13 protein-coding genes are annotated in these 14,236 nt (G+C 49.5%); 2 read left to right on the plus strand and 11 right to left on the minus strand.

The genetic code is table 11. The features are described from left to right. Window positions 1–82: 82 nt before the first annotated feature. A complete protein-coding gene (locus C1A11_RS08300) occupies window positions 83–1,138 on the minus strand; it encodes a GH25 family lysozyme (RefSeq protein ID WP_102050015.1) in 1,056 nt (351 codons plus the stop codon). A gap of 332 nt (window positions 1,139–1,470) precedes the next feature. Between C1A11_RS08300 and C1A11_RS08305 the strand changes: the two genes are divergently transcribed. Continuing rightward, complete coding sequence (locus tag C1A11_RS08305; protein WP_102050016.1) at window positions 1,471–2,598, plus strand: DUF4317 domain-containing protein; 1,128 nt, start codon at window positions 1,471–1,473, stop codon at window positions 2,596–2,598. Window positions 2,599–2,789: 191 nt separating this feature from the next. Here the strand turns inward: C1A11_RS08305 and C1A11_RS08310 are convergent, their stop codons facing one another. The 6 genes from C1A11_RS08310 to C1A11_RS08335 all read right to left on the minus strand — a co-directional run bounded on the left by C1A11_RS08310 (window position 2,790) and on the right by C1A11_RS08335 (window position 9,451). Continuing rightward, window positions 2,790–3,104 (minus strand): hypothetical protein, encoded by a 315-nt coding sequence (locus C1A11_RS08310; protein ID WP_102050017.1) that lies wholly within the window; start codon window positions 3,102–3,104, stop codon window positions 2,790–2,792. A gap of 498 nt (window positions 3,105–3,602) precedes the next feature. Next, a complete protein-coding gene (locus tag C1A11_RS08315) occupies window positions 3,603–4,547 on the minus strand; it encodes an ABC transporter ATP-binding protein (RefSeq protein ID WP_102050018.1) in 945 nt (314 codons plus the stop codon). Further along, a complete protein-coding gene (locus C1A11_RS08320) occupies window positions 4,544–5,623 on the minus strand; it encodes an ABC transporter ATP-binding protein (RefSeq protein ID WP_102051042.1) in 1,080 nt (359 codons plus the stop codon). The genes C1A11_RS08315 and C1A11_RS08320 overlap by 4 nt, the downstream gene beginning before the upstream one ends. 10 nt (window positions 5,624–5,633) lie before the next feature. Then, entirely contained in the window at window positions 5,634–6,689 is a 1,056-nt protein-coding gene (locus tag C1A11_RS08325; protein WP_102050019.1) for an ABC transporter permease, read from the minus strand. After that, on the minus strand, window positions 6,686–7,627 hold the full coding sequence (locus C1A11_RS08330; RefSeq protein WP_102050020.1) for an ABC transporter permease: 942 nt from the start codon (window positions 7,625–7,627) through the stop codon (window positions 6,686–6,688). Before C1A11_RS08330 ends, C1A11_RS08325 begins: the two co-directional genes overlap by 4 nt. A gap of 141 nt (window positions 7,628–7,768) precedes the next feature. After that, window positions 7,769–9,451, minus strand: coding sequence for a peptide ABC transporter substrate-binding protein (locus C1A11_RS08335; protein ID WP_102050021.1), 1,683 nt, complete (start codon window positions 9,449–9,451; stop codon window positions 7,769–7,771). A 732-nt stretch (window positions 9,452–10,183) separates the two neighbouring features. On the opposite strand from C1A11_RS08335, the gene C1A11_RS08340 reads away from it, so the two are divergent. Next, a complete protein-coding gene (locus C1A11_RS08340; protein WP_102050022.1) occupies window positions 10,184–11,128 on the plus strand; it encodes a magnesium transporter CorA family protein in 945 nt (314 codons plus the stop codon). A 70-nt stretch (window positions 11,129–11,198) separates the two neighbouring features. Here C1A11_RS08340 and C1A11_RS08345 read toward each other — a convergent pair whose 3' ends face one another. The 4 genes from C1A11_RS08345 to fabG all read right to left on the minus strand — a co-directional run bounded on the left by C1A11_RS08345 (window position 11,199) and on the right by fabG (window position 14,236). After that, the gene (locus C1A11_RS08345) at window positions 11,199–11,657 is read right to left on the minus strand and encodes a MarR family transcriptional regulator (protein WP_102051043.1); all 459 of its coding nucleotides are present in this window, start codon (window positions 11,655–11,657) and stop codon (window positions 11,199–11,201) included. A 100-nt stretch (window positions 11,658–11,757) separates the two neighbouring features. Further along, complete coding sequence (fabZ, locus tag C1A11_RS08350) at window positions 11,758–12,222, minus strand: 3-hydroxyacyl-ACP dehydratase FabZ (RefSeq protein ID WP_102050023.1); 465 nt, start codon at window positions 12,220–12,222, stop codon at window positions 11,758–11,760. Further along, on the minus strand, window positions 12,222–13,469 hold the full coding sequence (gene fabF, locus C1A11_RS08355) for a beta-ketoacyl-ACP synthase II (protein ID WP_102050024.1): 1,248 nt from the start codon (window positions 13,467–13,469) through the stop codon (window positions 12,222–12,224). The genes fabZ and fabF overlap by 1 nt, the downstream gene beginning before the upstream one ends. 11 nt (window positions 13,470–13,480) lie before the next feature. After that, window positions 13,481–14,236, minus strand: coding sequence for a 3-oxoacyl-[acyl-carrier-protein] reductase (gene fabG, locus C1A11_RS08360; RefSeq protein ID WP_102050025.1), 756 nt, complete (start codon window positions 14,234–14,236; stop codon window positions 13,481–13,483).

The following is a 14,236-nucleotide window of genomic DNA, read 5'->3' on the forward strand; positions in this document are numbered from 1 at the left end:
TTGCAGCACCTTTTTTAGCTTTTCCTATATTATAATGTAATATAAAGGAGAAATGGTTGCACCGAACAATACACTGGACAAATTAGCCGCGCGGATTAATAGGAATTGTGAGCTGCTGATCCACAAAAATCAAATTGGGGTTGGCAATATTATTGTATCCGGCAATATTGGGGATGCATACCTTGTATTTGCGGCTTAAAGCCCAGAGGGTATCTCCACGCTGTACTATGTAAGACACAACGTTAACGCCCGGCTCTTCCTCTAAGTAGACTTCCAGTGGTTGCCCGGGGTGGATGACTTGGAAAATGCACAGGCTGTTGGTAGCGGCAAGAAAATATGGGTTAATGCCATATTGTGTCGCGATAGCCCAGAAAGATTCACCTGGACGGATTACGTGGATCACGGAAGTCACGCCGGCAGTGATACGTTGCTGATTCACTGATTTAATCTCATCATCAGACAAAAATGTTCCCTCAGAGAAATAATCCACGTCAACTTCATCTCCAATACCGTTTACGGTATTGCTCTGCCCATACTGGTAGGCAGTCCAAGCATCCCAAACAGGGTTATCCGGCAGAGCGTTGCCAGTATAATCGGCAATCCAGAGCGGATAATCAGCAAATGCATCTCCCCAGAGGTCGGTGGCGTTTGAGGCATCGGTATAAATCATCGGTACCACGTTGGTTGCCGCTTGCAATTCTTGTAAAAAAGCAAGGCCAATCGTTTGAATTTCAGCGACAGAAAGGTTGCCAAACTCTTCAAAGTCCATCGCCGGGTGCCCATCGTAGTTTTTATGAGCAAGTAAGCTGCCAAAATATTGTGCCTGAGATTTGGCTTCTTCTACAGTAGTTGCGGTAACGTAATAATAAAAACCAATCTGCATACCAGCAGCCGAAGCCTTTTTATAGTTTTGCTCAAAATACGGATCGGTGTTGTTATCACCCCACCCGGCACGAATGTACACTACCTTAAACCCTGCGCCTTTTACCTGTGCAAAATCGATGTCACCTTGATACTGGCTTACGTCCACGCCATTGTAAATTGTGCTAGATTCGGCCCCCAGGGCAAACGTTTGTATACCGGTGCCACACAGCAACAAAAGGCAGCAAAGCAGCACCGGTAGAAATTTGTGTTTCATTGTAAAAGTCACCTCACTTTCATTTATAGTTTATGCAACAGCGTTAAAGGTGCGTGAAAACATAGGCGAACAGTGCAGAACATTGAAAAACAAGGGGGGCACGGAAATAAAACAAAAAATAAAGAATAATGTCGAAATTAAGCGGATATTTTTCTCGAAAAAGAAAAGCGATAGCCCCAGCATGGGCAGAAAAATATTTTTTTCTGTCCATGCTGCTTTTTTTGATACCAACCCAAAGGCTTGTATGCTATAATGCAACTATTGCGGTTTACTTACCACCTGGCAGTAAAAGCAGGGGTGGCGCAAATTTCAAGATGGTAAAAGAGGATACTATGAACGAAAAAGAAATTTCAGAGATCCGCCGCCGCCTGCGGCCGGAAAAACACAACATCTCTCACATTTATGGCTGCTATGTCAACGAGAAAAAAGAGGTTATTTCTGTTTTTGACGAGTCAGTATCGCTGATGCCGCAGGACGAAACAGAAACTTATCTTAGCCTGCTGAAGAAAACACTCTCGGGCACACTGAATAAAAATTTGCTGGATGTTTCATTCCGCACGGCACAAGTGGCAGACAGCGAAGAGCACAGGCTGCTGATGGACTTGAAAAAAAGCGGCTTGAAAGACGAAACGGCTTTGCAGGCATTTTATCAGCGGGTAATCGAGGCATTGCACTTTGAGGGTAATTATCTCATTTTGGTTGCTTTAGATAGCTATGATGTGCCTTACCGCGGAAAAGATGATGCAGGTATGGCCGATGCCTCCAACGAAATGTTTACATATATGCTTTGCAGCATCTGCCCGGTAAAACTGGGCAAAGCAGCACTGAGCTATTCTATTTCGAAAAACGAATTCCATAACCGAGAGGGCGGATGGCTGGTAGCAGCGCCGGAGCTGGGCTTTATGTTCCCGACTTTTGACGACCGCAGCACCAACATCTATAATGCGCTTTACTACACTAAGGACACGGCAGAGAGCTACACCGAGTTTACCGATGCCATCTTTAACGTAGAGCTGCCGCCCCCGGCGGAAGTGCAGAAAGAAACGTTTCAAAGCGTGCTGGCGGATACTCTGGCGGAAGAGTGCAGCCTTGAAGTTGTACAAGCCGTGCACGAGCAGCTGACAGAGCGTATCGAAGAACACAAAGCAAACAAAGATGCTGTTCCGATGGCATTCTCTAAACGAGAGATGACCGAGGTACTGGAAAATTGCGGGGTAACATCAGAGCATATCGCCGCCTTTGAAGAGCGGTTTGACACAGAGTTCGGCGCTGACATTGAGCTGAGCCCTAAAAATATTATCGACAACCGGCAGTTTCAGCTGCGCACACCGGATATTATTATCAAAGTTAGCCCCGAGCGCAGCGATTTGATTGAAACGCGCGTGATTAACGGAACCAAGTATATTTTAATCTGTGCCAACGAGGGCGTAGAGGTCAACGGCGTGAACATCCATATTTGATCTGCCACAGAAGAGAAAAAGAAAAAACCGCAACTGCTTGATGAGGCAGCTGCGGTTTTTTACTTGATAAACGGGTATCCGCACAAAACGGAACCCTTTGGCACACCCAAAAAAGCAGTGAGGGGAACTGCCTTTACAGACGTACTTTGTAGAATTTGAATTTTGTAGTTGGAAGAGGAGAGCAGCAATAATCACTCACCTTGCTGCAGCTGTTTTTGCGCCATCTCTTGGTTGGCGTTTAACCAGCTGCGCACCTCCTCATCGCTTGGGGTACGGCCCAGCTCCAGTGTTACGGCATCGGTCGCCATTTTATAAAGGTAATTGTCCCACCCTTCGCGTGTGCTGGAATCATTGGGGTCGTGGCGATCATACGAAACAAACGGAATACGTACGTAGCGTTTGTTTCGCCTGGTGTCGCAAAACAGGTAGGCACCTGCGTAGTAAGGCCCATGAGAAAGACCTTCAGCTTCAGCACGAGAAAGCGGGGTACAGCGATCAGTCTGCATTTGAAAGCAACTCCTTTGTGGTGGCTCGCGGTGTCGAACCGCTTTGTGAGCCATGCTATGTTATGTAGCACACGCAGCCCTGCAGGTCAGCAGGCAAGACGAAACCTTGCTGAAAATTTTAGGGGGGGAAGCTGCGGGTGCCGGAAGTGGGGGATGAAAGGATGAGGATCTGGCCTTATTATGGACGGCTCTTGGAAGTTTAAACCAAATATTTTTTTATTTTCCATTTTTGTATTTTATGGGTAAAAAGCCAAAGAAATTCCATTTTTCTATTTACTGTTTCCCTCTATAAAACTTATTGATTAAAGCTGAAAAAGTATACAAATAGGAATAAGCGGTCGAAAAACAACAAAAATCTCCGAAACACAGTATGTTCCAGAGATTTTTGTCATGCAGAGCAGGGGAAACAAGCTCTACAAAGTGCCCGCAGCGGGCAGGCTCTCATATTTGCAGCAAATCAAACAGGGCATCACCGGGGGAAGGCAACGCACCGGCCTGCTAATTTACCGCGGCGGTCCATTTTGCCAACTCGGCATCGGTCGCCAGCACATAATGGCTGCCCTCTACGAGATGCTGAGTGCCAAGGTGATAATCTACCCCTTCGGCTTTGTAATCGTAAGTCTGCGCCACACGGGTACGCTCGGTGCGCGGGTTAGGGTGCGGAATAGCAGACAACAAACTGCGTGTGTAAGGGTGAATGGGGTTTGCAAAAATTTCGGCAGTGGTGCCGGTTTCTACAAGATGCCCTAGGTGCAAAACGCCAATGCGGTCCGAGATGTATTTCACCATAGAAAGATCATGTGCAATGAAAAGATAGGCTGTGCCGGTTTCCTTTTGCAGATCTTTCATCAGGTTAACCACCTGCGCCTGAATTGAAACGTCCAGCGCGCTGATGCATTCATCTGCAATAATCAGCTTGGGGTTCATAATAAGGGCGCGGGCGATGCCAACGCGCTGCCGCTGTCCACCCGAAAACTGATGCGGATAGCGGGAGGCATGCTCAGGCGAAAGCCCTACTTTGGCCAAAATCTCGGCCACCTTTTGGCTACGCTCTTCGTGGTTTTTGCACAGGTGGTGAATATCCAGGCCCTGTGCAATAATATCCTCTACTTTTTTGCGGGGATTCAGGCAGGCCATAGGGTCCTGGAAGATCATCTGCATTTGGGTGCGCAGCACATCGTTTTGTTTAGCAGAAAGTCTGCCGGAAATTTCAGTGCCATCAAAGATGATTTTGCCTGCGGTTGGGTCGTAAAGCCGAATCAGGCTGCGACCAATGGTGCTTTTGCCACTGCCGGATTCTCCAACAAGACCATAAGTTTCGCCGGGGTAGATAACGAAATCTACCCCGTCTACGGCCCGAACGGTAAATTTATGGCTGGTTTTAAAGTATTGTTTTAGCCCGCGTACCTCCAAAAGAGGTGTGCGTGTCTCGGTAGCTGTCATCGTACGCCCTCCTTTTTCATCCGGTCAATGCGAACCTGTAACTCCGGTGGTAATGCTACTTTGGGCGCGTGCTCATCCAGCAGCCAGGTGGCGGCATAGTGGCTTTCGCTGATTTGGAACATGGGCGGCTCGCGTCGGTCGTCTATGTTTAGCGCATAAACGTTGCGCGGTGAAAATGCATCGCCCTGTACGGGGTGCAGCAGGTTGGGCGGCGAGCCGGGAATTGTATAAAGCCGGTCGTCTTCCATATCAAGGTCCGGCATAGCAGAAAGCAAACCCCAAGTGTAAGGGTGGCGCGGGTCAAGAAAAATTTCATCAATGGTGCCTTTTTCTACAATGCGCCCGGCATACATAACATTCACGTAGTCTGCTACCTTTGCCACAACGCCGAGGTCGTGGGTGATATAGATGACACTGATGCCGCGCTCTTGCTGGATTTTTTGAATTAGCTCAAGTATTTTTGCTTGAATCGTCACATCCAGCGCAGTGGTCGGCTCGTCGCAAATCAGCAGTTCGGGGTCGCAGGCAAGGGCAATGGCAATTACAACACGCTGACGCATACCGCCCGAAAGCTGATGTGGGTACTGCTTCATGCGTTTTTCCGGCTCATCAATGCCAACCTCGGTCAAAAGCTCTACGGCTTTTTCGTAGGCTTCTTTTTTCGTCGTTTTATAGTGCCAAATCATGCCCTCCATAATCTGTTTGCCAATCGGCATAGTGGGGTCAAGGCTAGTCATCGGATCCTGGAAAATCATCGCAATTCGCTTGCCGTTGATATGGCGGCGCATATCTCGTTTTTTCATTTCGAGAATCTGTACTGTTTTGGGGGCGCCTTCATGCTGGTAGGTATAAAGGATACTGCCGCTTTCTACGTTGCCGTTTTTTGCAAGAATACCCATCGTTGCTTTTGCGGTGACAGACTTGCCGCTGCCGCTCTCACCCACAATCGCCAGTGTTTCGCCGCGGTAAAGGTCCATATCTACACCGCGTATGGCGTTTACGGTGCCGGCTGTGGTTGAAAAAGAAATGGAAAGGTCACGAATTTCAAGCACTTTTTCTCTGGTTTTCGTTGTCATAGCCGTCACCTCACATTTCTTTCAGTTTCGGGTCAAATGCTTCCCGCAGGCCGTCTGCCAGCATATTAAAGCAAAGCATCAGGCAGGCAAGCACCACAATGGGCGGGATGATTTGATAAGGGTGGGTGGTGAAGCTGTTAAACGCGTCGCTGATCAAACTGCCCAGGCTGCACATCGGTACCGGAATGCCAAGACCGACAAAGCTAAGAAAAGCCTCGGTGAAAATAGCGGTGGGGATGCTGAACATGAGCTGGGTGATGATTTGGCCAATGATGTTGGGCAGAATTTCGCGGAAGATGATGGTGAAATCTTTGGCACCCAAAGTGCGGCTTGCCAAAACAAACTCCTGCTCTTTCAGTTTAAGCATTTCGGCACGGGCAATGCGGCTCATGCCAATCCACTCGGTAATCAGTAACGCAAAAACAATCGTGGCAAAGCCGCGCGGCAGCACGAGCATCAGCAGGGTAACTACCACCAGTCGCGGGATGCCGTTGATGATTTCGGCGATGCGCTGCATAATATTGTCTACCCGGCCGCCGAAGTAGCCGCTGATGAGTCCATAGCTCATGCCGATGATCATGTCAATGACAGCGGCGAGCACCGCAATGCTTAAAGAAATGCGGGTGCCCTCCCATACACGGGTCCAAATGTCGCGGCCGAGCGTGTCAGAGCCGAACCAGTAGTAGGTGTCAGTGAGCCCTTTTTGCGTGTAGCCGTTGATGATTTTTACACCGCTGGTGGTGCGCAACGCTTCGTTGCCATCGAAAATACCAAACTTTTCAAGCCCGGGCACACGGGGGGCAAAATTCTTTTCGCTCAAGGTTTGGGTGGCGTAAGTATAGCCGGTCATTTTAGGGCCAAACGCCGCCAGTAGGCAAAGCAGCAGAATCACGACCAGTGAAACAATCGCGCCTTTGTTGCTTACAAAGCGCTTAAAAACATCTTTCCAATAGTTCTGGCTTGCAAAATTGCTATCTACCTCCGCGGGTGTGCTGCCGCGCAGCTCAAAATCATCGGGCAAAAAAGCATCACCGGTAAGGGGGTGAGAAACAGAAAGTTCGCTCATGCGTTGCCACCCTCCTTTGTGATGCGAATACGTGGGTCAATCAGCCCGTATAGCAAATCGACCACCAGCATAATGCCGATGTACATGGCACTGTAAATAAAACTGAGTGAGATAACAACGTTATAATCGTTGGACTGAATGGCAGTAACGAGCAGGCTGCCAACACCAGGTATCGAGAAGATTTTTTCTACCACCAGGCTGCCGGTCATCAAATCTACGATGAGCGGGGCAAGAACAGTGATAATGGGAATCATCGCGTTGCGCAGTGCGTGGCGCAAAATCAGCGGGGCGCCGCTGATGCCCTTGCTTTCGGCAAGCAGCATATAGTCGCTGCCCAGCACCTCGAGCATTTCGGTGCGGGTAAAGCGGGCGATGGAGGCCATAGTGAACATACCAAGCGCAATGCTTGGCATAACGCTGCTGGCAAACTCTGCTTTGCTGGAATATAGCATTGGCAACCAGCTTAGCCGAAAACCGAACGTGTAGCTTAATGCAAGTGCGAAAACATAGCTTGGTACCGATACACCGAGCACCGATACCGCGGTACACAGCGTATCCCAAAAAGTATTGTGGTTAAGTGCGGCAATCACGCCAAAGATAAGTCCTACAATTGCTCCTAGCCCTACTGCCATGCCTCCGATACGGATGCTGACGGGCAAGCGGGTTTGAATCAGTTGACTGATAGGTGTGTTTTTACTGATGTTATAGCTTACGCCAAAATCCCCCTGGACCATATTGCTGACGTACTTGCCAAACTGCACATATACGGGCTGATCAAGGCCGTATTTGGCATTTAGCACAGTGCGCTGGTCATCGGTGAGCTTTTCGTCGTTAAAAGGCGAGCCGGGCATAAACTGCAACAGGGTAAAAAGCACCAACGTAATTGCAAGCAGGGTAAAAACCGAAAGGAAAATGCGCTTTAAAATGTATTTATGCATGGTGAAGGTATCCCCCTTTCCTTCGCTTCCATTGTATTTTTTATTCTTTTAGATACCAAAAAGCGCGCAGCAGCCTTGCAAAAAAGCCGCTGCGCGCCATTGGTGAAGCAGAACCTTCTAATAAAGAGCCTGCTGCCTTATTTAGCCTTTGGTGGCATTTTTGTACACGCGGTTCAAAGCGACCGGGTGGAATTCGATGCCTTTGATGTTGGCCTTGATCATGTTTGCATCTGCTTTGGTGTAAAGCGGTGCAATAACAGCTTCATCCATGACGATCTTTTCAGCATCGTACAGGGCAGCCCAGCGGGCTTCCGCATCGGTAATGTAGGCACCGGTGGTGCAATCTGCGATAATTGCATCGTAGTCTTTGCTGCTCCACAGGCCGTAGTTATTGTTGTTGTCGGTAATCCACATGCCAAGGTAGGTCATCGGGTCGGCATAGTCGGGTCCCCAACGGGTGAGGCAAACTTCATAAACGCCGTTCTGGATATCCTCAACACGCTGTTTTTTCGGCTCTACTTTGAGGTTGATGGAAACACCGGGCAATGCGCCTTCAATCTGCTCTTTCAGCACTGCGGCAACGTTCTGGGTTTCGGTCTGGTCCTCCAGCAAAAGCTCAAAGGTAAAGCTGTCCTGCCCAAGTTCTTCGCAGGCTTTTTTGTAGTAAGCAGCGGCTTTTTCTGCATCGTCAGAGCAAACCTCTGCAAAGCGGGTCTGGTCTGCGCTGAAGTCAGAGCCGTCCGGGCCGGTTGCAAACTGAGGCGGTACAGCGGTGTAAGTTGCAACAGAGCCGTCTTTTACAACGTCTTCAACAATGGAAGCGCGGTTGACTGCATTGCTCAGTGCAAGGCGCATATTGGCGTTTGCCAGTGCCGGTACGTCATGGCCGTTCATAGTGAGGTACCACAGGTAGCCTGCGCCAACCACTTTCAGCTCGGGATCACCATCAACCTGGTCAACCTGATCGCCCGAAAGTTTGACGATATCAAGATCGCCGTTCTGGTAGCTCATAAATGCCTGCTGGCTGTCTTTGATGACCTGATAGTTCAGACCATCCAGGCTGACTTTTGCAGCATCGTAGTAATCCGGGTTTTTGACCAGGCTGAACGAAAGTGCAGCGGGCTCGTAGCTTTCTACCTTGAAAGCGCCGTTGCTCAGCACAGTCTCCGGGCTGGTACCGAAGGTGCCGGTGGCAAGGCCTTCATAAAAGCTGCGATTAATCGGGTAGAAAGTAGGGAAGTACATCAGCCCCAAGAAGTAGGAGACCGGCACTTCAAGCGTTACCTCAAGCGTTTTTTCATCTACAGCTTTAACGCCCAGGTCAGTAACGGGTTTTTCGCCAGCAATAATAGCGGCGGCGTTTTTAATCTGGCCAATATCACTGAGCATGTAAGAGTATTCGGAGGCGGTTGCAGGGTCTGCTGCGCGCTGCCAGCCGAAAACAAAGTCATCTGCGGTTACGGCTTCGCCGTTGGACCAGTTTGCGTCTTTACGCAGGTGGAAGGTGTAAGTAAGGCCATCTTCGCTGACGTCGCAGCTTTCGGCAATTGCAGGGACGGCTTTCCCGTTAGCATCCATCTGCATTAGGCCATCGGTGTAATCCGCAATCACCTCAAAGCTGGTTCCATCGGTAGCAATCTGCGGGTCCAGGCTGGCAACCTCGACCTCTACCATAACATTTAGGACGTTGGATGCCGCAGCCACCGCAGACTGCGCGGCGCTTGCAGCAGAACTTGCCGGTGCCGCAGATGACCCGCAACCGACTAAGCTGAACGCCATGGCGCCCGCAAGCAGCGTAGCACCAACTTGTTTCACAAGTTTCATAAACACTTCTCCCCTCTAATTCACTAAAGCGACCAGTTTAATAAAAAAAGCGCAGCACAGACCTCTGCACTTGCAGTTTGCTGTTACCGGACGCCTTTGTCGTTGAACATACAATAGCACTCGGTTTATAAGAAGTCAATTTCCAAAATGTATTTTTTCTCTTTTGTCTAAATCAGGCCAAGCGACGAAACCGTTTCTGGGCGATTATGACGGGGACAAACACGGGTTTTTGAAAACAAAATAGATAGTGTTTTTGTGGCGAAAACAAAAAATATTTTTAAGTCAATTGCTCTTAATTTTATTTTAAATTAATGTATGAGAATGCTTAGTAGAAAATGCTCGAAATCGATATTTATGTATAAAAAACCGCAATAAATGCGATTGCGACAATTTACCGGGTAGAAATACCGCTGCTTTATTGACAAAGCTTTCTACGAACCGTATAATATGAGTCGCCCAAAGTGCTTTTTTACCTTTAATAAACAAAGAAAAATGCCAAGGGTAAGCATCTTTTATTTGCCCAACAGTACACCTTACAAAGGCAGTTTACAATGTACTGTTTTGGAGGTAAAAAAACTATATTTGTTTTATTTGCTGTACATACAGCAGGAAGGTCGTGTTGTTATGGCCCCGGAGCCTTGCCCCAAGCCACGAATAATGTTCTATTATCAAAGCAAGGCATAGGCTCTGCTCTTTTTCGGCAGCGCTTTTGCCGAGAAAGGGTTTTTTATTATGGTAAACTATTACATCACCGAAAGCGATTGTCTGAAAAGCTTGAGCACCCCCAAACCGGGTTGCTGGATTTCGATGGTTGCGCCTACAGAGAGTGAGCTGCAGCAGACCGCCGTGCATTATGGGCTGGATGTTAACACGCTGCGCGCTGCGTTGGATACCGACGAACGCTCGCGCATCGACACCGAAGATGCGGGTACAATGATTCTTGTCAACATCCCCACCGTAGAAGAGAAAAGCGATAAAGAGCTGTACAATACCATCCCGCTTGCGATTGTAATGGCAGAGGATGCCATTATCACCGTTTGCAGTGAGAGCACCCCGGTGCTGCACGGGTTTGAGCAGGGGAAAGTAAGGGAGTTCCATACCGGAATGCGTTCCCGCTTTATTTTGCAGATTTTGTACCGTATTGCAACACTTTATTTGCAGTACCTGCGTGAGATTGATAAAAAAAGCGACCAAATCGAAAATCAGCTGCACGAATCGACCCAGAACCGTGAGTTGATTGAGCTGCTGAAACTCGAAAAAAGCCTTGTGTATTTTACTACCTCACTGCGGTCTAACGAGATGGTGCTCGAAAAACTGCTGCGCATTGAGCTGGTTAAAAAGTACCCAGAAGATGCCGACCTGCTCGAGGATGTTATCGTTGAAAACAAGCAGGCAATTGAGATGGCGAATATTTATAGCGGCATTTTAAGCGGCATGATGGATGCGTTCGCTTCGGTTATCTCGAACAACCTAAATATAGTGATGAAGGTACTGGCCATCATCACCATTGTTATGGCAATTCCCACTATGATTTTTAGCGCCTATGGTATGAACGTTAATATGGTCGGGGTTCCGTTTACCCAGCATCCGTTTGGCTTTTTGGCCATCATTGGCATTTCGGTTGGGCTTTCGGTGCTGGTCACACTTATCTTTGTGAAATTGAAAATGTTCAAATAAAAGTAAATCTCGAACAAAAAAAGCAGTCTGCCTAGGTGGCAGACTGCTTTTTATTTTGAAAAGAAGAGGCCTACTGCTTGGGTGCAGGGCGCCCTAGATCAATTTCCGGCATGAGCTCTTCGCTTACAATCATCAGCATTTCATCAAGCTTTGCAATATCCTCCGCAGAAAAACGCTGTTTTGCGCGGTCCACTACGGTTTGCAGGTAGGCGTAACTGATGCTGTAATAATCAATATATTTTTTGGTGGGCCGCAGATAATATTCGCGGCGGTCTGTTTCAGAGCGGATTTTTTCCACATAGCCCTTTTGAATTAAACTGTTGATTTTATAAGCTGCATTGGGTGTGGAAATCTGCATCATGCGGGAAAACTCTGCAATCGTCGGGTTTTTCAGCGCCATAATTACTTCCATGCTGAATGATTCCACAGTTGTCAGCGTTGCTTCCCGATTGGCGAAACGACCGAACACCTTTTGGTAAAAATGCAGCTTGAATTTTGTATATACTTCGCTGAATGCCTGATCGAGCATTGCTGAAACCCCCACAGAATGATTTTTTGCAGCAGATATATTGCTGTGTGTTGTACCTGCATTTATATAGTATAACATCTTTTGCGGCGTATGCAACGGGTCAGCCCTTTACTGCATCCACTACCGCAAATGTCAGCTCTGCCACCACGGCGGTTTTGCCGTTTACCTTCGCCACGGCTTCGCCCATGCCCACCGCGCCACGGCTGCGGGTAAGCGTGCAGGAAAGCTCCAGTACATCGCCGGGTACAACCTTTTTTTTAAAGCGGGCATTTTTTACGCCGCCAAACAAAGCAAGTTTGCCCTTGTTTTCAGGCAGGCTAAGCACTGCCACTGCGCCGGTTTGAGCCAGTGCTTCCAAAATCAGCACGCCGGGCATTACCCGGTTGCCGGGAAAGTGGCCGCAAAAAAACGGCTCGTTTACCGTAACGCACTTAATGCCGGTAGCCCACTGGCCGGGTTCGTGGTCTGTAATGCGGTCCACCAGTGCAAATGGATAGCGGTGAGGCAAAATAGTTTCAATTTGCTCGCAGTTCAGCGGGCGAGGAGTGCGCTCGGTTGTTTCCATCAGGCTTCCTCCTCGTAACGCTTCATCACGATGCAGGCATTGTGCCCACCAAAGCCAAGGCTGGTGCTGATAGCTACGCCAAGTGTGCCCGCGCGCCCCTCATTGGGCAGATAATCGAGGTCGCAGTCGGGGTCGGGCTGCTGATAGCCGATTGTCGGCGGCGCAAAACCATCGTGTAGGGCCAGTGCCGTAAACGCGGCTTCTACACCGCCGGCCCCGCCAAGCAGATGACCGGTCATAGACTTGGTGCTGGATACCCAAACATGTTTTGCCTGTTCGCCGAGGGCTGCTTTAATGGCAGCCGTTTCGCAGGAGTCGTTGAGTGGGGTAGAGGTGCCGTGTGCGTTGATATAATCAACTTCTTCGGGCGAGATGCCGCCGTCATCAAGTGCCAAACGGATGCAATCGGCACCGCCTACACCGCCGGGAGCGGGTGCAGTGAAGTGATAAGCATCGCAGTTAGTGCCGTAACCGACAAGTTCAGCATAAATATGTGCACCGCGCTGCTTTGCGTGCTCCAGGTCTTCCAGCACCAGAATACCAGCGCCTTCGCCCATGACAAAGCCGCTGCGCTCAGCATCAAACGGAATACTTGCACGGGCAGAATCGGTGGAAGTAGAGAGCGCTTTCATGCTGGAAAATCCGCCGATGCCCAGCTCGCTGATGCAGCTTTCGGCACCGCCGCAGACCATCACTGTTTCATATCCGTCGCGAATGCGATGAAAAGCGTCGCCTACTGCATTGGTGCCGCCTGCGCAGGCAGTGACAGGGCAGGTGCAGATGCCTTTAAAGCCGTGGGAAATGGCAATCTGAGCCGCCGCCATATTGGTAATGGCCATCGGCACAAAGAAAGGGCTGACCCGCTCAAAGCCTTTTTGCTCGCCGCGGGCATGCTCTTCTTCGATGACCGGTAAGCCGCCAATGCCGCTGGAAACGATAACGCCGATCTCCCCAGCGTTGGTCTGCTCAGCTGCAAGGCCGCTGTCCTCCAGAGCCTCGTTGGCGGCATAAAGTGCAAACTGGGTAAAGCGTGCCATCTTTTTTGCCTCGCGCTTATCAAGGCGATTTTCTGGCACAAAGTCTTTTACTTCAGCTGCCAGTTTTACTTTAAAGTTTGTAGTGTCGAACGCTGTGATAGGCGCAATGCCGCATTTACCTGCTTTGGCAGATGCCCAGCTTTCCGCCGCATCGTTGCCAATGGGGGTTACCAGGCCAATTCCGGTGATTGCTACTCTGCGTTTTTCCATATCGTTCTCCTTTATACCGCCATACCGCCGTCGATGCAAAGCACCTGGCCGGTGATATAGCTGTTTTCTTTTGCTGCAAAAAATGCTACGGCGCGTGCCACATCTTCGGCAGAGCCGGTGTGTCCCATCGGGATAGAAGCAAGGGTAGACTGGCGCGCAGCTTCGGGCATGGCATGGGTCATGTCGGTTTCAATAAAGCCGGGCGCGACTGCATTTACCGTGATATTTTTACCAGCCAGCTCTTTGGCAAGGCTTTTGGTCAGGCCAATCAGCCCCGCTTTGCTGGCGGCATAGTTGGCCTGGCCGGCATTGCCGCGCACACCAACAACACTGCTCAAATTAATAATGCGTCCAAACTTTTGGCGCATCATGGGGCGGCATACGGCTTTACAGCAAAGGAAGGCACCTTTTAGATTGGTGTCCAGCACCTGGTCATAATCCTGCTCGCTCATGCGCATCATCAGCCCATCGCGGGTAATACCGGCATTGTTTACGAGTACATCAATGTGCCCGAACTGCGCAACTGTTGCACCGATGAGCTGCTCTACCTCTTCGGCTTTTGCAACGTCTGCTTTTACGGTGAATGCCGCAGCACCAAAAGCAGTGCAGAGTGCGGCGGTTTCTTCTGCCGCAGCCGCATTGCCAGCATAGTTGATGCAAATGTCAAACCCCTGTGCAGCAAGCTGGGTACAGATGGCGCGGCCGATACCGCGCCCGCCGCCGGTAACCAGAGCGACAGGGCGGACGTTTTGTTGTGTGTTCTGCAT

The organism is Pygmaiobacter massiliensis, assembly GCF_900199435.1.
Taxonomy (GTDB): Bacteria; Bacillota; Clostridia; order Oscillospirales; family Ruminococcaceae; genus Pygmaiobacter; species Pygmaiobacter massiliensis.